This window comes from Pseudomonas sp. o96-267 (assembly GCF_003935465.1).
In the GTDB taxonomy this organism is placed as follows: Bacteria; Pseudomonadota; Gammaproteobacteria; order Pseudomonadales; family Pseudomonadaceae; genus Aquipseudomonas; species Aquipseudomonas sediminis.
In genome coordinates, this window is record NZ_RHQP01000043.1 from 1 (window position 1) to 19,051 (window position 19,051).

Annotated in this window: 12 protein-coding genes and 1 pseudogene; 10 read left to right on the forward strand and 3 right to left on the reverse strand. The window is 56.3% G+C overall.

Going from position 1 to position 19,051, the window contains the following annotated elements; genetic code table 11:
* Window positions 1-95 precede the first annotated feature (95 nt).
* From EGJ86_RS22125 to EGJ86_RS22140, 4 genes and pseudogenes are all read left to right on the forward strand, one after another.
* Window positions 96-1,271: pseudogene (locus tag EGJ86_RS22125) on the forward strand (ATP-dependent helicase); the annotation flags it as partial.
* Window positions 1,271-4,378 carry a hypothetical protein gene (locus EGJ86_RS22130; RefSeq protein ID WP_125836645.1) on the forward strand — a complete coding sequence of 1,036 codons (3,108 nt, stop codon included), beginning with the start codon at window positions 1,271-1,273 and terminating at the stop codon, window positions 4,376-4,378. The pseudogene EGJ86_RS22125 and the gene EGJ86_RS22130, both read left to right, overlap by 1 nt.
* A 25-nt stretch (window positions 4,379-4,403) precedes the next feature.
* Window positions 4,404-4,727 carry a hypothetical protein gene (locus tag EGJ86_RS22135; protein WP_125836646.1) on the forward strand — a complete coding sequence of 108 codons (324 nt, stop codon included), beginning with the start codon at window positions 4,404-4,406 and terminating at the stop codon, window positions 4,725-4,727.
* Window positions 4,724-4,996 (forward strand): hypothetical protein, encoded by a 273-nt coding sequence (locus EGJ86_RS22140; RefSeq protein WP_125836647.1) that lies wholly within the window; start codon window positions 4,724-4,726, stop codon window positions 4,994-4,996. The genes EGJ86_RS22135 and EGJ86_RS22140 overlap by 4 nt, the downstream gene beginning before the upstream one ends.
* Window positions 4,997-5,036: 40 nt before the next feature.
* On the opposite strand, the gene EGJ86_RS22145 is transcribed toward EGJ86_RS22140, so the two are convergent.
* The 3 genes from EGJ86_RS22145 to EGJ86_RS25215 all read right to left on the reverse strand — a co-directional run bounded on the left by EGJ86_RS22145 (window position 5,037) and on the right by EGJ86_RS25215 (window position 7,155).
* A complete protein-coding gene (locus EGJ86_RS22145; protein ID WP_125836648.1) occupies window positions 5,037-5,852 on the reverse strand; it encodes a hypothetical protein in 816 nt (271 codons plus the stop codon).
* Window positions 5,853-5,855: 3 nt separating this feature from the next.
* Window positions 5,856-6,518, reverse strand: coding sequence for a hypothetical protein (locus EGJ86_RS22150; protein WP_125836649.1), 663 nt, complete (start codon window positions 6,516-6,518; stop codon window positions 5,856-5,858).
* A 73-nt stretch (window positions 6,519-6,591) separates the two neighbouring features.
* Window positions 6,592-7,155 carry a hypothetical protein gene (locus tag EGJ86_RS25215; RefSeq protein WP_125836650.1) on the reverse strand — a complete coding sequence of 188 codons (564 nt, stop codon included), beginning with the start codon at window positions 7,153-7,155 and terminating at the stop codon, window positions 6,592-6,594.
* 146 nt (window positions 7,156-7,301) lie between these two features.
* Between EGJ86_RS25215 and EGJ86_RS22160 the strand changes: the two genes are divergently transcribed.
* From EGJ86_RS22160 to EGJ86_RS22185, 6 genes are all read left to right on the forward strand, one after another.
* Window positions 7,302-8,801: a YqaJ viral recombinase family protein gene (locus EGJ86_RS22160; RefSeq protein WP_125836651.1), complete on the forward strand. Its 1,500-nt coding sequence runs from the start codon at window positions 7,302-7,304 to the stop codon at window positions 8,799-8,801.
* Between the two features lie 11 nt (window positions 8,802-8,812).
* Window positions 8,813-10,270 (forward strand): hypothetical protein, encoded by a 1,458-nt coding sequence (locus EGJ86_RS22165; RefSeq protein WP_125836652.1) that lies wholly within the window; start codon window positions 8,813-8,815, stop codon window positions 10,268-10,270.
* 380 nt (window positions 10,271-10,650) lie between these two features.
* Window positions 10,651-11,016 carry a hypothetical protein gene (locus tag EGJ86_RS22170; protein WP_125836653.1) on the forward strand — a complete coding sequence of 122 codons (366 nt, stop codon included), beginning with the start codon at window positions 10,651-10,653 and terminating at the stop codon, window positions 11,014-11,016.
* Between the two features lie 131 nt (window positions 11,017-11,147).
* Entirely contained in the window at window positions 11,148-17,306 is a 6,159-nt protein-coding gene (locus tag EGJ86_RS22175; protein ID WP_125836654.1) for an N-6 DNA methylase, read from the forward strand.
* Window positions 17,307-17,475: 169 nt separating this feature from the next.
* Window positions 17,476-17,988, forward strand: a complete 513-nt coding sequence (locus tag EGJ86_RS22180) for a DotD/TraH family lipoprotein (RefSeq protein ID WP_125836655.1) — start codon at window positions 17,476-17,478, stop codon at window positions 17,986-17,988.
* Window positions 17,989-18,316: 328 nt separating this feature from the next.
* On the forward strand, window positions 18,317-19,018 hold the full coding sequence (locus EGJ86_RS22185; RefSeq protein WP_125836656.1) for a hypothetical protein: 702 nt from the start codon (window positions 18,317-18,319) through the stop codon (window positions 19,016-19,018).
* Window positions 19,019-19,051 lie beyond the last annotated feature (33 nt).

The window sequence follows — 19,051 nt, forward strand, 5'->3', positions numbered from 1 at the left end:
GGGGGAGTAGGTCGTAGTCTTTCTCATGGCCTCATCTTCTCAAGAGTTGAGGCCTCCACGAAACCCGAGGCGATTCAGAGCTTCGCCTTGAAGAGAACTACCGTTCGACTCAGGCCATCGTTAATTGCGCGGCGAGACTCATAAGACACAACCAGGAGCGGTTGGAGAAAAGCCCCTTTTCAAGGGGGGATGTGGGCGAAGAGCCAAGCGTTATTTTGACTAATAACCATTATGAAATGGCAGATAGCATTGCCCAGCGCATATCTGATGGGCTTTCCTCCGGTCGCCCGGCAAGCGAGTTCGCTGTGCTGTACCGGACAAACCGGATGGCACTACTCATCGAGCAGAGCATGCGCCGGTACAGGGTTCCATACCATGTGGTGGGAGGTATGTCGCTCTTTGATAGGTCGGAGGTTGTAGCCACTATCTCTGCACTCCGACTGGCTGTGAACCCAAACGATACATATGCCCTGAAAAGCGTACAGCCGTATATCGACGGCTTCGGTGAGGCTAGCTGCTATGCAATCAGTGATTGGCTGAATGACACGCCAGGCGCGAGTCTTGTTGATATCCCTGATCAATTGCCGAACCTGAGTGCTCGCGGCCTCAGCGCATTCAACAATTTCTACGAAGACCTACGGGCCGAAGTCCTGTTTAGCGATGACGCGAAGAGTTTCGTGAAATGGGTTGTTGAGGGGCCGATGGCAGTTCTTGAGCGCGAGAAGGATGACCAGATTCGGGACAAAAAAGCCCAGCATCTAGAAGCGCTCGTGCGGGATATTGAAATTGAACTGGGTGATCGATTGCAGGCTGAGCCAAAGTTGACGTGGCGTGGAATTATGCAAGAAGTTGCGCTACGAGATGCGAGACAAAGCGAGGCTGGCACGGAGCAAGTAACACTCAGCACCGTTCACCGTTCAAAAGGCCTGGAGTGGCAAGAGGTATTTATTGCCGGTTTCAGCGAAGGGTTGATGCCTCTCGATAGTCGTACAGAGCTATCTGATGATGATGCGGATTGCGGGCACGTAGAAGAAGAGCGAAGACTGGCGTTCGTTTCAATTACGCGCGCCAAGAAGTTTTGTCATCTTTACCATGCAGATCGTTATGCTTTCCCTGGTTCTTCTGACGATAAAGTTTATGAGCCGTCACGTTTTCTAGAAGAGATTGGCTATTCATTAAATCAGTCTGCAGTCGAAGAGCAGACAGAAGATTTTGATTTTGATAAGTTCAAGAATGAATTTCTTGGAATTTCTAGCAGGGGCATGTGCTGATGTTGAAATATGTTGATCGCCTAATGGACGGTATTGATGATCTTCGTCGAGGTGTCCGAGGATGGACCAAAGCTGACCATAGCCAATACTTTCCTGTCGCATGCGCGCACAATTCAAATGTCTTGGCTCTTTACAATGGCTCGCTGCTAAGCGTTATCCGTATCGATGGATACCTGGGCCAATATTTCCCAGAGCAATTCGCCAACCTGCGCCAAGAGTGGGCGAAGTTTCTCAGAACATCAACTCAGGATAAGTCCGCTAAGGGCTTCGACCTTTTCTGGTCTTACGAGTATGACCCGGAAGGCATGAGCAGCAAGATGCTTGAATATCGCGAGCGCATGATCCAGGCCGGTGAGCGTCGTGGCCTGGAAGTTCGTGACATCATGGAGGAAGAGGCCCGGCTCTACGGGAGTATCTGTGCCAGCGAGGATCAGTACCTCCTTGTCGTGACCCATATTGATTCACTCCCGAAGGCTGAGCATAAGGAGGCGCTAGCCTCTGCTGCGAATGACCGCAAGAAGTCCATCAAGGGCCACGGAAGTATGGTGACCCAGCGCGGCATGAAGCTGATCGAGATGGCGCATGAGCAGCATGTCAACAAGGTTGAGGTCTTTCTGAAGGAGGCTGGTCGGAGCTATGCGTTTGAGCGTCTGAATGCCTATCAGGGGCTGAAGGCCATGCGTATGAGTTTGATACCGGGCACTACAGGTGATGGCTGGAACGCACGACTCACGTTGAATGACTGTGCGCTGCGCCCGACCGAGGCAGTTCCTGCGTCGGTGAAAAAGGGGCAGGCGGCAGATGGCAAGCCTGTCGATTGGACGCATATGCTCCCCCCACCCCTTACCGAGCAGATGCTTCCTGCCGAGGCTGTTGACCTTGGCCGATTCGCCGTCATCGGAGGGCGTACCTATGCCCCGATGAGCGTGGGCGAGCTGGCTGTTGAGCCTGAGCCTATCGAGTCGCTCTTGAGGATGTGCTACCAACGGCGACTGCCGGTGCGGATGGTTTACTCGCTGATGGCTAACTCGGATCAGGCCAATTACTGGAATCGAACGTTTGCGAGCATTTTCAACTTCGCAAGCGCCAGTAACCGGCAGATCGATAAGGCCGACCGGGCTATGAAGGCATACGGGGAAAGCGGTGGCGCTGTGCTTGGTTACGGGCTGTCTATCGCCACCTGGGCGGATACTGAAGTGCAATACGACTCTCGCGGTGCAGCCATGTACGGCGTGAAGAAAATCACCCGGCGCGCCCAAGACCTAGAAACGCTGCTGCAGCAGTGGGGCGGACAGCAGATCGAAACTGTTTTTGGTTGCTCCATTGAAGCCGCCATGAGCGCTACGCCTGGTTATATGATGCCTCCGGCTTCGCCCAAGGCGCCCCAGATCGAAATGGATATTGTCGCTCAGATGCCAATCATGCGGCCTGCCCGGTTGTGGGAAGCGGACAACAGCATCTGGATGCGGACGAGCGATGGAGTGCTTCTCCCGCACCAGCCATTCAGTGGCAAGCAGAGCACCATGATCGGCCTTGTGCTCGGCGGGATGGGCTTCGGTAAGTCCAACTACATTTCGGAAAACATCAATTACTTTGCTAATCACCCTGAAGCCGACCTGATGCCCTACATCCGGGGCATGGACTTCGGGGCGTCGTCATCTGGTGTTGTGAGCATGATCAATGACTCGCTACCAGAGAACCGCAAGCACGAGGCGCTGTTCATTCCGTTCAGCAACGCGGCTGATATGTGCAAAAACATGATGGATACCCGTCTGACGCTGCGCTATCCGCTTGAGGATCACCGGATATTCTTGATCAACTGGCTCGTGATTCTCTGTGACTCCCTGATTGAAGGGGCTGGCGGCGTCACCAACCTTGTGTCCGTTCTCAATGCGACCATCAAGCGGGCCTATGAGAACTGCGACCCTCGGACTCACCACTACCAGGCCAAGACCTACATGCGGAGCATTGCCGCAGAGGAAGTTAATTCGGCTCTGGATCGCTGCATGGCGAACATCCAAGACGGTTGCGATTACTGGGATGTTGTTGATGCGCTGGCCAAGGCCGGGGTTGAGCAGCAGGATGACAGTCTGCTGCACGCCGCCAAGGTCGCGCAGCGTTACTGCGTACCGATCTTCCCTGATCTGGTGCGCGTCTGCGACCAGCTAGACGATCAGTTCAAAGCCATGCCAGAGGTTGGCGGGAAGTCGCTTTGCGCGGCCATCTCTAACGCCTTGTCCAACGCAAATGCCATGTTTCCGGTGTTCAGCAAGATCACCAATACGGACATTTCGGAGTCTCGGGTCTGTGTTTTCGACATGACCGAGGCGTTTGGGCGCGGCGAAACAAAATTTGATGCCTGGAAGCGGAGCGTGCTTTTCGCCGTTGTGCATCGCCTGCTGACCGAGGACTTGTTCATCAACCTGGATATCAGTGGCCAGGAAATGGTGAATCACAAGGAGCGCCTAGGTCTGACGGATGAAATGCTGCGCTGGCATATCCGTTATTTCGAGCGGCAGGATCAATTATTAAAATTGTACTGGGGCGATGAACTTCACCGCGTCGGGCGTGTCGAAGGTGCTTTCCAGATTTTGGATAGCATGGGGTTTGAGGGCCGAAAATATCGAGTTGGACTGCTATTAGGTACGCAGTTGGCAGAATACCTGCCTGAATCCATGATTCAATTGTGTACTTCAGTTTTTATTTTTGGCACAAGTCAGTCCACTGAGACAGCCCAAAAAATGCAGGATATTTTCGCGCTTAGCGATGACGAGCGAGATATTGCTCTCGGAATCACCAGGCCGAATGCAAAGAAAGGAGCTGAAGTCTTCGTGATCCACAAAACCAGCGAAGGGGTGCAGCGAGCGAAGTTGCACTTCCAGGTGGGTAACATCAAACGCTGGGCCTATGCCACAGAAGCAGATGAGCGCGCTCTTCGTAGGGAGCTATATGCTGCTGGAAGGGGGCAGGCGTGGGCACGAAAGGTTCTCGCAGAGAACGTCCCAGATTTAATGGCGGCAGTACATGCCAAACAAAAGGAAAGGCCAGGCGCCAGTAAGAGCGAAGCTCTGCATCTGGTCGCAGAGGATTTGAAAGCCCTCGGGTAAGAGGGCCAATCGGGAAGGTTCTTGCATGCTGATTACTGATTTCTTGGTTGGGCGAGATGAAAAGTCCAGATTTGTAGCTCTTATTGTTCAAGACGTTCTGCCGACAGAATGTGACGCAGGCCGCTGTCATTTGGTGCGCAAGGTCAACAGACAAGACCTTGTACAAGAATTTGTTTCGGATGGCGCTGCCACGGATTGGCTTATGTTCCCCGACCTCCCTCAAGATGTTGTTGAGATTTTGGAGAGCGGCGGAACTATCCAAGTTGTGGACACTGCCGAAGTGAGTATTTCCTGCACTATCGAGCCTGAAAGCTCGCTCATGGCTCAGTATCGGAAGGGGGCAATGTGAGCCTTACTGGTCAGCTGCTAGAAAAGTGCGCTTCTTTTGAGTGGAGAGGGCCTTATCACTCTCTTGTTCAAGTCGAGGGCGACTTTTCAAAAGTGCTCAAATCTAAAAGCGATTGGTCGGCAGTGGTTGGCGATAAGCCATTGATAGATAAGCGAAATAGCAATATGGCTGATCTTTTCCCCAAGAATCGAGACATTTTATCTCGGGTGATTGGTGGTCTGCAGGCTGATGCCAAGCCCAAAAAGAGTTTTGGCCCTGGCATGGGCTGAACCTGCACCACGTCCAGAAGAAAGCCGCGCATGCGGCTTTTCACGTTACAGAGAGGTATGCGCCAGCCCGGAGAGGGACGTTGGCCAGAAGCGTGCCTTTTTGGTCCCGGCGCTGTGTATGCGTGCGGGGAGTCGGGAACCTCACCCACTTGGATGGCCAGAAGCCCTCCTGAACCAAGAACGGTAGCGAAGCGTGGAACATCTGCGACTTGCGGCTGCCGGCAATATCCCAAACTACATTTGCCCGGATGTGTCGAGAAACTGGGGTGTGCCAGTGGATCACGGAGGATTCGGGCATGCTCTGAATCTGCTCGATCACGTCATAGGCATTATTGCGGCCCAGCTCGGCCACCGCCTCTGTATAGGTCATCACCCTAATGCTGTGGCCTTGCTTGGCTACAGTGAACCCCACTCGGGAGAGGCCTTCTCCCTGCAGGATGACGATTTGGCGTTGAGCCTGCAGCGGATGGAGTCGCGGGTGTCCAGATGCTCGATATGCGAGGCGCATCTTTCTGGAGTCGCTGCCGCCCTCGGATAGGGCATTGACCGCCATTGCCAGGCGCTCCTTCTCGGCATTGAGTGCAGCAGCGGCAGCGATAACCTGGGCGCTGACTTCAAAAACGCCGGGGAAGCGAGCAACGCTCCCCTTAACCGACTCATCAGGTATATCCCAAGCACTGACCGCATCGACAAGCAGCTCTGCGGGGCTTCCTGCCTCTGCCACGCCGTCGATAGCGTTAAAGCGCGTGCCCTGCAGTACGCCGCCCTGCGCCAAGCAGGCGGCCTTGAATCCATTCAATGCACTAGATAGGGCGCTCAGGCTCTCATTTACCGTGTCATTGATCAGCGCTTGCATAACTTATTTCTGCCTGCGGTGGAGCGGTTTTGCGGTGCTTGATGACTTGACGCCACCAGCTGCAACCGCTTTCGACGAGGTGAGAGGGGCTGGTTTCGGTATGTGCTTCTTCCAGCCACCATGCTGCCAAACACTTTCGGCTGGCACGATCTTGCGCGCCTTGGCTTCGATCTCTACGGCGTCCTTGATGATCCACCAGTTATTGGGGTCATCATCGATAAGCAGCTTGATTAGATAGGCCAAGGAGCGAACTGTCGGTGCCGAGCCTTCCAGGCCAGCGGTCTTGAGGCGGAAGCTGCTGTTGATTTCCAGGCCAAGCAGGGGGCCGAAGTTAGTTGGCTTAAAGGTTGGATCAATTTCAGTGATCCGCTCGATAAGCGATTCGTAGGTCGGAGTCTTGAAGCGCGGCAGGTGCTCAGGGAAGGCCGCATAGAGGCGCAGTAGCAGAGAGAGGGTGCTATTTAATAATCCGGCGCCTTTCTTGGTGTAAAGTGCTGCGCTGTTGACGCCTAACCCCATGCTAAGCTCAATCAAATGGAGGTTCTGTGCGCTCACGAACTGAGAGATATTGCTCCCGGTCAACAACCCCGGATCGGCCATGCCTACCTCGGCCATGGCTGATGGCATCTTGTCTTTTAATGATGCATTATTGACGTCATTTTTCATGGCTAGTCGCCTGTAGCGGTTTGTACATCCTATAATATCACTTAAACGTGGCCTGGTTAGAGCAAGCGTAATGTCAAAAGTTAATTTGAGCACTGTCCTCTTCTACCGAGGCGATGCCGAGCACCGACCCATCGAGGATGAGCTTCTGCTTACCGGGGTTGAAAAACTGTTCCCAGAGCTGCGCTTTCCTGATGGAACAATGACATTCCTCTATGGGTACAACAGTCCGGCTCTGCCGTACAGCTTTGAGCACGCGGGCGCGCTGGGTATCGATATCGCCATTGTTGATGTGCAGGTTGAGATCGGGAAATGGCTTCGCCACAAGGCCGATCTGAGCGATAGCGAAGAGTGCGGACTGAAGCAGACTCGCTTTCTCAATCTGAGCCGAGCCAAGAAAGAAATTCTCGATCAGCTTGAGTCGATAGCGGTAAAGCGCCTTGGCGTTGAGCGGGCCAGCGCCGAGGCGTGGCCAAGAGGCCCGACTGTTTACCCTTACATGCTCGGCTCCGTTCTGGAGCATGAAGAGTATTCCCATCTGGCTGTCATTGCTTACACCGTGATGACCGCGACGGTCGGTGAGGTGCAAGTTGCTACTGTTTTCGATGACTCCGCAATCATCAGTGTCGATGGCGGGCATAGGCTCGTTGATACGCGCATAAGTCTCTAGCAGTCAGGTTCCATCGCCGCATACCACGGTTTACAGTTATTACCCCGTGGGCTATCTTGAGAGAAAGCCCACGAGGTATTTTTTTGCGCACTGTGAACACGGTTTAATAATACGAAATGAGTGATATTAAGTCGATCCTGGCTTCACTGGAACAGGCCCCGGTGGTTCAGCAGGAACATGCTGAGCGATGGCTTGGTGGAGTGATGAAGTACCACCGCGAGCAAGCCGAGTGGCATGCCAAACGCCTCAAGGGGATTGGCGGCTCTGAAATGGGTGCAGTCATGCGCGGCCTCTATGGCGTCAAAGAGTCAGGGTTTGGGACTCTGCAGCGTGTCGTGCAGCAAAAACTGATGATGCGCCTGCCTGAGTTTCAAACCGTCCACATGAAGCGCGGCACCGTACTTGAGCCGCTTGCCAGGTTGGCATTCATGTATCGATACAGGGGCATCCAAGATCAGGCTGCCATGGACGCAACCGCGACAGCGCCAAAGCGGCCCGGCTATGAATGGTTGGTGGGAAACCCTGACGACATCATTCAACTCAACGGCAAGCGCTACACAACCGACTACAAAGTCCCGAACAGTTTCAGCGACGAAATTGAATACGACTACAGAGTGCAGCTGCACCACTACGCGCTGCTGAGCCGCATGGCCGGCGTGAAGATTGATGGGCTAATACTCGCCAAGCTGGACCTGTCCGCTGAACTTGCCCAGTCGCTTGTAGATCGCGTTCCCAGTATGTCGGGCGCTCAGCTGCACGATGTTGCCAAGACGATTGCCCGGATGGATATGCCGGGGATGCGTGTCGTAGGTCTGGGCGTCGATATGGAGCGCTCGATGCAGGTGGACATTCTCGATGCTGGGGCAACGGCATGGAATGACTACGTGATCCAGGGCGTTGTACCTCCCAAGCCAGCAGAGCAGCTTATCGAGCTGGACGACCAGCGGATGCTTCAGGTCGGGGCGCTGCAGCAGCAGTACGCAATGGCTAAGGCTGGGATCAACTACCTGTCACAGCAGGTTACGGATATTGAGTCCTCGCTCAATGACACGTTGAAGGGTGTCGATACGGCGGGCAAGTCACTGCCACTGAGCCTGGTGAAGATAGCCCCTCCGCGTGTGAAGTCGGAGGTGCTTGTACAGGAAGCGAGGGCGTTGGGTGCATTGCCAGCCGATCTTTCCTCGGGCGAGCCGACCTATTCAGTAACCGCACTGCTTGAAGAAATTAAGCGGCTCAAGGGTGATCCCGATGCGGCTCACCTCAAGGCAGACCCGGAGCCAGAGTCCGGCAAGGCCAAGGCATACCTCCAGAAGCTGGGCGTGGACTTGGAGGCATTGGCCACCGGCAACTTTGGCCTGCGCCTCTCCACTGCCAAGGCTGACAAAGAAATAGGCGGCGTTTTCGAGCGCTCGGCTGCTGAGAAATTCGGCAGCTGGCTCGACGAGAACAGCTTGGCAGCCGCTCTGGACGATGACGACCAGCTTGAAGCCATTGATGAAGACTTTGACCTTGAAGTGGTGTCGGGGCCGCTTCACGAGGTATTTGCTGCCGCCGAGAGCGGTGAGCCAAATCAAACCCCTAGCACCCCGAAATACACCAGCGCATCAATGCGCTAGGAGAAATGTAGATGGATGTTCAGAGCCTTTTCGAGAGTCAATTTGAAGCCCTGCGCAAGCAGGATAAGGCCAAGTATTTCTTGATGCGGGTTGAAGAGGTGCGCGGTGTACGGGGCAAGCCCGATCACTTCATCGCCTACGGCACTCGCGTTGATAACGACCAGTATGTGGCCGTAGCAAGCACGAAATCATCAGCCGGTCAGCACCTACCCCAAAGCGGCAGCGTGCTTCGTGCCGATAAGGTGAGTCGCCTCACTGGTAGGGCTAATGATCCAGATCGCACCTACTACAGTGCCGAGTATTTCCACGCATACCTGAATGATGCCTTCTGCGCTCGCGCCATCGTGCAAGCGCAGCCCCCGAAGAAAGATGCTCAGACTGGCATTTGGTCCGCAGATGTTCGTATGTTTGACGTGGAAGAAGGCCCGGTTGTGCTCGATGGAACACAGATCGCTAGCAGCATCGAGAAAGAGCTGGAGCGGATGCTCACGCCTTGGAAGTGGTCAGATCAGACGAGCATCACTCACGATGTTAAAGGCGATGCTTTGTGGGGCGACGGAAGCAGCGCCAAGCCGGGGCTGAGTCCGTTCGTTGCCGTGCGTTCGGGCAGCAAGACCTTTTATGTCTACGGCTCTGGGGCCATTCGTGTTGATGACGGCAAGAATGACACTAAGCAGTACGCGCTGCCGAACCAGGAGAAAGTGAAAGAGCTGGTCGGTCGCAACAGCGGGTTGCAGAACCTCATGCAGGTCATCAGAAGCGTGACTGCACAGGCCACGCCTGAGCAGATGAAATCGCTCAAGGTGACCTTGATTCCTGGGCTGCAAGTGCGGGTTGGCCGCGATAGTGTTGGCGGTGAAAAGCAGTCCTACCTGGCAGTGCCGGGTGCGTTTGACTGGAAACGCAATGACCAACTCGACGAGAACAACCGACCCACGACTCAGCCGGGCTACAGGCTAGCGGACTTGCATATCAAGACATCGCGTACCGGCGCGATGATGGTTGTTGATGCAGCCCCTGCCGCTGGTGGCCGACTCACTCAGTTCATTCCTGAAACAAGGCCGGAGCGTGAAATTCGTCTTGCTGCAGAAACATCGCAAGCCCAGCAGCAGTCGCCGCAGCCGAGAGCTGAACAGCCCCAGCGCCAGGCTCAACCGGCACGACAACAGCCCGAAGCCGACACGAGGCCTGCTCCGCAGGCGCGGGGGCAGCAAAGCAGCACCTCTAACTATGATGCACCTGCGCGCAATAGCTACGACGACGGTATGGATGACGGTATGGATGACTTCGGGAGCATGGAGGAGTTTGACACCTACGCAAGTGACCTCGCCACGATGCAAGAACTGCAGCACCAGCCGGAACCGCAGCCGCAGTCACAGGAATACCAATCCTTCGATGATGACCTCGATTCTCTGATGAATGAGGCCGCTCAACGCCAAGCCCAAAGAGGCCCACGGCCTGGCATGTGATTGGAAGCTGGCGGGCTTAGCCCGCCAGATTTCTTGCGGATAGGATTGGGAGACTGGATGTATGGCTGCAAACAAGGTTTGGCTCGACGTTTCGATGTATGGCATTCGCCTGTTCGTAAACCTCGACCAGGTGAAAAAGGTCAACCACATGCTGGTGATGGGTGGTCCGAAGATTGCCGACCATCGTGAGGCGTTGACACAGCTGGGCTTCAAGCGTGATACACGCTTTGCAAACGAATACTGGGTGCGTCCCTTCAATGGGATGACCCCGCGAATGATCCATGAGGTATTCCCGCGCTCGTTCATGCGCGAGATGCCCGTGGAAGTGGTCATGCCGGCACTCGCCGCAAAATCGAACAAGTTGGTCAAGGAGAAGCGAAATGTCACTGAACTCGGAAATGCACGAGGTCTATCTGTCGATGCCGATGGAGGCAGGCCTGATGCCCGAACTGAAGGGCCTGCCGTTTTGGGCCAGAATGACTCACGAAATCATGATGGCCGAAGACCCGGCCAAGATCACCGTGCTGGCGAAGGCGGGCAAACTGGAGCGCTTCCTGAAGCAGAAACAGGAGGCCCTGAGCGTCCAAGCACGGAAGATGGAGCGGGAGTGGCGCAAGCTCAACCCGCTGGAGGCGGACGCGGACTATCTGCGCCGGTCAATCTGGATGAACCACGGCAAGCAGGCAGTGCGGGAGCAGCTGATCAGCGAGCTGGCGAAGAGCTTCAAGACTCCAACGGAGCACTGACTGAACCGGTCAAGGTTGAGCTGAGCGATAGCCAGCGAACCCTGATTGATCTGGCTGGCGAACTGCAGGCCAGAATTACTGATCTGGACTTGGCCTCGATAGGACTCGATGTCCCTAGCTCGTGGCTGGTGATGAACGCTGCACGCCCGCTGCTCGGTCACAAGACCGTTGAAGGTGGGCCATTCCTGGCTGGGCGCTTCTACGCCGCAATTGATCCGAATGACAGCATGGCGGCGAACTACGTCGAGCAGAATCGCAAGCTCGACGGGCATGCTGTTTTTCATGCTGGCCAGGACGAGCAGGTCAACATGGTGCTCTGGGGTGATGAATACGCCGAGCGCTACCGCAATGAGTTTGACGGCGACGAGCTTTATGGCGTGCTGCGTCATCGCATTTCCAGCGAGCTGAATGCGCTGCCCTATGGTGAACTGGTCGCGCGCAGCCTGCTTGCCTCGGCACAAGCGCCGGAGCAGCAGGAAGAGCAGCAGGAAGAGCAGGATATCAATGATGCACCTGCTGTCTGGCTGCAAACCAAGGCCCTCTTCGCCGCAGGCAATTACGACGCGGCTTACGAGCTATTCAAGAAAGACCCCACTGCAGATGCCGATGGCGTTACGCAGGCCGCGTTCGTGGACTTCATGCACGAGAAGGCCGGTGGGCCTGAAGCCGCGCTTAGACTCAGCCCCCTGCAGCGAAAGAACCTGTCCAAGGCTGGTGCAACGTCGAGAGCGATTGAGCTGTACGCGACCACCAAGGATATGCGCGCCTCCCTTGAGGACAGTGACCTGGCAGCAGAAGAGTTGCGCTTGGTCTTGCTCGCGCACGAGCGGGCGGTCAGCGCAGCATTGCAGGCTGATGGGTGGCGGTTCGTTGAGCAAGAAGAGGATCTAGGCGAGCGAATCTTGCAGTGGCGGAAGGGTGCCGATCAGATTGTCGCGATGATGCTCGAAAGGCGCTGGGACTACACCGGGCACGTATCCGGTGCCGTTCTCCCTGCATTTGCCGTGCGCGACGACTTCACCCTGACCGTAGACCAGGTGCTCGCTGAGATATCGGCAGAGAGCGCCAAGCACTTCCAGGGCGTGACGCTGGAACAGCCGAAGCCAGAAGCACAGCCAGAAGCACAGCCAGAAGCACAGCCAGAAGCACAGCCAGGGCAGCCCCTCGCTCCCGAGGAAGAGCCAGAGGTTGAGGCGGAAATTGACCGTACCTGGCGCGGCCTGACCTATAACGACTTCCTTGAAGGGCAGGGCAATCCTTCAGGCTCGGTTGCCGATCCTTTCCGTTCGCTTGAGAGCGCTGAGAAGCATGGCCTCGCTGACTGGCGAGTGCGCGCCAGCTTGGCTCGGTTCCGGGGCTGGGGCGGCATTGCTCAGACCGTTAGGACAGACAGTCGCACGAAATCGAAGAACATGATGGGGCAGAACATTGCCCGGAGCCTGGGTATCGACTCCAGCGCGTTCAACCGAACCATGCTCGCGAACCGACTAGAGAGCTACTACACGCCAGCCCCATACAGTCGAGCCATTTGGGGCATGCTGCAGCGCGCAGGCGTACCTGCCTCTGGCCGTTTCATGGACCCTGGATGCGGCAGTGGCACTTTCTACGCCACCGCGCCGGAGGATGTGCAGCGCCATGGGCGGATGGTCGGCATTGAGTGTGACCCCATTGCCATTCGACTGGCCAAGGTCATGGTCCCTGATGTGACTCTCGTAGAGCAGCGCTACGAGCGCGCTGTGCTTGATCGAAACTTCGACGCAGTGGTTGGTAATGTGCCGTTTGGTGAGACAGTCATTACCGACGCGCGCTATCCGCAGGCTTCTCACATTCACGACTACTTCATCGTGCGAAGCCTCGATCATCTCAAGCCGGGTGGCGTCATGGCTGTGATCACGTCCAGCGGCACGATGGACAAGAAGGACGCTTCGATTCGTGAGCAGATCATGGACAAGGCGAATCTTGTTGCCGGTATCAGGTTGCCCGCAGACTCGTTCGGGGACCAGGGAGCAAAGGTCACAACCGATATTCTCTTCTTCCAGCGCCGCCCGCCAGGCACTGCCCCCGATTACGACTTTACGGGGACAGAAGCCCTACGCCTGAGCAATGGCGAGGAAACCGAAGAGTTCAGCGTCAACTCCTACTTCCTCAGCAACCCTGAAAACGTGCTGGGCGACTACACGGTCGAAAGCAGCGCGTTCGGCCCGAAGTTGGTTGTGCGTGCGCCCGAGCATTTGCGGCATTTGAAGCCATTCCCCCTGCACCAGCAGATTGCTATCCAAGTAGCCGAGCGCGCTGATGCACTCGTGCCAGCTGGCATCGCTCAGCGGAATGAATGGCCAGTCGCGCAGCAGGTCAATACCACTCCTGCGCTTGAGGTCGCGGCAGAAGACGGCGGCATGATGCTTGACGAGCATGCAGGCTTTGTCGGTGACATGATCGTCATCGACGGCCAGATCGTTGAAGTGCTCGATGTCGTGGACCAGTTCGATGAGGACGGTATCCGCGTCGGCTCCAAGTACATTGCTGGCGTCGTTGACGTTTCGCCGGAGGAAAGCGTTCGACTGGCATCGTATATCGAGTTGCGCGACAGCGCGCGAGAGCTGATCCGTGCGCAGCTTGATGGCACCGACGAAGAGCTGGAGCGAGTACAGGCCAATGTGCGCGATGCCTACGAGCGCTTTACCGAGGAATACGGCCCGGTCAATCGCCCGGCGAACATCAAAATCTATGGCGATGATCCAGGCAGCGCAGAAGTCTGTGCGCTCGAAAACTGGGATGACGAGCAGGAGCTGGTTGTCAGTCTTGCTGATGCGCTGACGAAGCGTGTCGTATCCCGCGCCAGCGAAGCTGTTGCCGCGGATTCCACCGATGCCTACTACGTCAGTATCGACCGCAAGGGCGTACCGGACATTGATTTCATGGCAGAAATCACGGGCATCAGCAAAGAGCAGGTAACCAAAGAGCTGCTGGGTGACAAGATTTTCTTTGACCCGGCGACTGGCGATGTAATCCGTGCTGACCAGTACCTGAGTGGTAACGTGCTGCGCAAGCTGGAAGAGGCCCGGCAAGCAGCGCAGATCAACGACCGTTACCAGCTCAATGTGCAAGCACTGACGGATGTTCAGCCAACGCGCATTCCCTTCGAGGACATATCGATCCAGCTTGGCTCCAACTGGATTCCCAGTGACGACATCCGCATGTTCGTTAGCAGCCTCGTGAATGCGAACCTAACCGAAGCTGACTTCAAGGTGCGCTACGTCCCAGACGCGGCGATGTGGTCACTCGACGTATCCGGGGCATTCAAGCGCGACTATGAAACCCAGCGGAATACCGTTTTTGGTACTTCGCGCGCAAGCCTTGAGGTCTTGCTGGAGAAGCTGCTGAACAAGCAGCGCCCCACGCACACCTACAAAGATGATCAGGGGAAAACTCGGACGGATGAAAAGGCCACTCTGGAGTCGCGGGGGAAGCAGGAAGAACTGAGCGAGATGTTCTATCGCTGGGTCGCGGCTGATCCTGAGCGCGCTCAGCGCTACTGCACGCTATACAACGAGAGCACGAACGTCATCAGGCTGCCGACCGTAGATGGATCACGGCTGTCTTTCCCAGGCCTTGCGCCTACATGGCAGCCTCGCCCCCACCAGAAGGATATGGTGGCGATGGCAATGCTCGGCTACAACGTCATGGCCGCTCACGCAGTAGGTGCCGGCAAGACGTTTGAGATGGTCGCCATTGCGATGAAGCTCAAGCAGATCGGCATGCACAACAAGCCCATGATTGCTGTGCCCAATCACATGCTCGGCCAGATCAGTCGTGAGGCCAAGCAAATGTACCCAGGTGCCAAGATTCTGATGGTGACCGGGGATGATTTGCGGGGCACACGCCGCAATCGCTTCCTCGGTATCGCGCGAAATAACGACTGGGACATCGTGGTCTGCACGCACTCGATGCTGAACAACATTTCGGCCCCGATTGATATCGTTGAGGCCCAGTATGACCGCTCCATTGGCGTGCTCCAGGCGAAGCTGGAAGAGGCGGACAATGCTCGCCTTGAGCGCCAGCTGACAGCCAAAATCAAGTCGGTAGAGAGTGCGCGCGATTCTGTTATTGAGGCGTATGCCAAAGACGAGAAGGATGGGCGCACGATCACCCTCGACAAGTTCGGGATCGACTCGCTGCAGGTTGATGAGGCCCACCTGTACAAAAACCTCGATCTTGAATCGGGCATGAACGTGCTCGGGGTTACAACGTCTGGCTCCAAGCGGGCTTTCAACATGTGGACGCTGGGCCAATACCTTGAGCGCCTGCACGGTAAGCCGTTCGGCATGAACTTCTTCACCGGCACCCCGGTTGCGAACAGCATGTGCGAGCTGTACGTCCACAACAAGATGCTGCGTAACGACCTGCTGCAAGATATGGGGATCAACCATTTCGACGAGTGGGCCACCCGTTTCGGTGAAGTGGTGAGCAATCTTGAGGCTCTGCCTGAAGGTGGCGGCTTCCGGGTCAACGAACGCTTTGCAAGGTTCGTGAATCTGCCGGAGATGCTGAAAATTTTCCGGTCCTTCGCAGACGTGAAGACGAAGGAGCAGATGAAGCTCCCACGGCCAGAGGTCCACACGCACATTGCGTCAGTCGAGCAGTCGGAGTGGCAGCAGGCGTTTATGAAGCATCTGGCTATCCGTGCTGTCGCTGTGCGCCAGGGCAAAGTAAAGCCCGAGGAAGACAACATGCTGAGCATCGCCAGCGCAGGGCGCAAGGCATCGCTCGACATGAGGCTGGTCGAACCATCGTTGCCGAGCAATTCGTCCACGAAGCTGGCGCAGGTTGCTGAGAATATCCATGTGCTCTGGGAACGGCATTCTGACGTGAGGGCCACCCAGTTGGTCTTTATCGACCTTGGGACGCCTGGCAAGGACAAAGAGTTTTCGACCTATGAAGAGCTGAAAGAGCGACTGGTTGAACTCGGCATGCCTGCGGCAGACATTGCCTTTATCCATGACGCGAAGAACAACGATCAGAAGGAAGAGCTGTTTTCCAAAGTGCGCTCTGGCGAGAAGCGCGTACTGATCGGCTCAACTGAGAAGATGGGTGTTGGCACGAACGTACAGGAGCGCCTGTGTGCGTTGCATAACGTGGACTGCCCGTGGCGACCCGCAGACATTGAGCAGCGTAATGGCCGGATCGATCGTCAGGGCAATCTGTTCTTCAAGGAGGTCGAAGAGCACCGTTACACGACGAAGGACAGCTTCGATCTGTTTATGTGGGAAACCAACAAGCGTAAAGCGACTTTCATCTCGCAGGCCCTTGGTGATCCTGATCTTGCGGGGCGTGACGTAAGCGAAGAAATGGACCTTGGGTACGCGGAGGTCATGGCTGTCACCACCGGGAATCCGAAGATCAGGGAGAAGGTCGAGGTTGACGACAAGGTAGTGCGACTGGAGCGCAAGGAGAAAGCATGGTACGGCGACCGTGCCAGCAAGCTGAGCGCTGAATATCACCTGCAGGGCATGATCAAAGGGCTTAACACGGCAATCGAGAGCGAGAAGCACGCTATGAGCCTGCTCCCTAAAGCTCAGTGGAAGTCCGCAACAGTCAATGGCTCCATTACCGGCGTTCAGGATGGTGATACTACGTGGCTGTATGCAACGGAGCTGGGTAACGCCCTGCTGACCCGGATCACCAACATCGAAGCCAAAATGATGCTGAACAATCAGCAGACGGCAGACCTGAATGCTCATGTTGGAGGCATCAAGCTCATGCTTGAGCGCGATGTCCGCCAGAAACATGCGCCTTGGTCCGTGTACGGCGTTTCGGCTGAAGATGGGCAGCGCTTGCCCATGAACACCCTGCAGCAGACGAAGAACACCCAGGTGCTCGGTCGTGGTGTTCGGCAGTGGTTTGATCGAGCTGCGAAGGTCAAGGAGTACCAGGAAGAGATTGGTATTCGGACGCGCGGTTTGGCGGCGCTGGGTGATCTTGAAGCCTTGCGCGCAGAAACGTCCCCGTTTGAGGCCGAGCTGCAAGAGGCGAAAGAAGTTAAGCGCGAGCTGGATCAATGGTTTGCAGCGCAGGACTTCAACAAGCTCGATGAGGGAGGTGACCCGTATCTGATCATGCTGGCGCAGTACAAGGACGAGCTGGCGCTGAGCAATGCGACTGATGAGCTTGAGCTGGTGCAGCCGGTCGAGCGCAGCTCGATTCAGGTAAGCCTGCTACCTGATGAGGAAGCAGAGCAGGAGGTCATAGAGGCCGTGAGGCAGCGCCGATCCTCTTCGCCATCGCTATAAGCCGATTCAATCTAGGGTGCCAGAAGGCACCCTTTTTTTGCCTGAACGAATAGCCAGGCTCTAGGCCGAGATGCACAGGCGGCGTTGATTTCAGCGGCGGTTATGTTGACTTCGACACTACAACGATACAGTATTATTGCACCGTAATAATACTTGTGGCGTGACTGACATGAAAAAGCCATTCCTTGCTACAGCCGCGTTTGTTCCGATCCTTCTCCTGGCCGGCTGTCAGAGCAAATCCACCGAAGTTCTGATGACCGACTCTGATCCTGCGGTTGTTGCGCTGAATGAGTCAGCGATGCGTGTTGCTCGCTCTTCCGAACAGGCGGCACTGGCGCAAAGCGCTGTATCCAAGGCCAACGGGGTTACCGAGGAATACCGGATTGACCTCTCCAAGGTGTCGCCCGAAATGCGCGAGCCGTTATTGCTGGAGGGGGGGTTTCATGGCGAGCTGGAAGGCTTCTTGCGCTCGTTGACGGATGCCATCGGCTGGCCGGCTCCGGTTGTGCTCGGCAATCGCCCGGCAACACCGCTCATGGTTGTGTTTACCGAGCAACGCCGTCCGCCAGTGAACTGGCTGGCTGATGCGGGTTACCAGGCCGGGGCGCTCGCAGACGTGAAAGTCAATTCCAGCCTTCGCCAGGTGATCATCCTCTACAAGGAAGCCGGGGGCGTTCGTTGATGGCGGGTGAGGGTGGCGTTTTCAGGCGCACCCTGCGGATACCTGTAAGTGAATCGGGCGCGGGCATTGAGGCCCAGCTGATCGAGTACATGGAATCTCTGGAGAAGGACAGTCCGCACCGGCTGCAGGAATGGATGCGCCACTGTGTCCGCACTGTGTTTGTGCAGGAGCAGCAACTATTGAACAAAGAGCGGCTTTGCCGGGGAGGGGAATGATGAGGCGTGTGACTAGCCTGGGGCTGATGGTTGGGCTGGTGGTTGCCAGCTCTGGAGCTATGGCCGGATTCAGCATTGAGGGGGGCGCTGAAATCTCTTCAGAGAGCGGGCTTATGGGCAAGCGCAGCATCTATCAGCGCGAAGCCAGCGCCTCGTTCCGCACCCAAGAGGCTGAGCTTGAAATGAGGCAGAAGCGCTACGAGAACGCGCGCCTGCTTGTCGATCTGGCCTACAAGACGGTGACCCAGAATGGCTCTGGGAACCCCGAAGTCCTTGAAGGCTACGGTGACCGCCTGCCGTTCGCTGCGGCGGCAAGCATGATCCTGCCGACTGGATGGCAGCTCTATCAGGATGGCGACTTGCCAAATGCTGATATCCCGAAGGTCATCAGCTTCATCGGCGGCAAGACGTGGCCGGAAGTGCTTGGGCAGGTAGGCGAGCGCTATGCGCTGCAATTCCACATCGACTGGTATGACAGCACTGTGATGATCAAGAAAGGCCGCGTCACGTCTGCCAGTGAGGCCAAAGATATCGGCGTGATTGCAGAGCCAGTACCAGCCGCGAAAGGCTCAGCACCAGCCGCGAAAGGCTCAGCACCAGCTCCTGTGGTATCGGAGCGACTGCCCCAGGCCAAGTTGAAGCTGAAAGCCCCGGCAGCTCCGGCAGTCGCGACAGCCCCAGCAAAGACAGTCGCGGTAGCACCAGTGAAGGTATTCGCCGCAGCCCCTGCGAAACCAGTCGAGGTGGCTGATCCTCAAATCAAACTCCCGCGCCCCAAACTGACAAATGAACAGGCCCGACCCCATTCCCGCTGATTGATGGGCACAAACAAGATCGCGTGATGATCT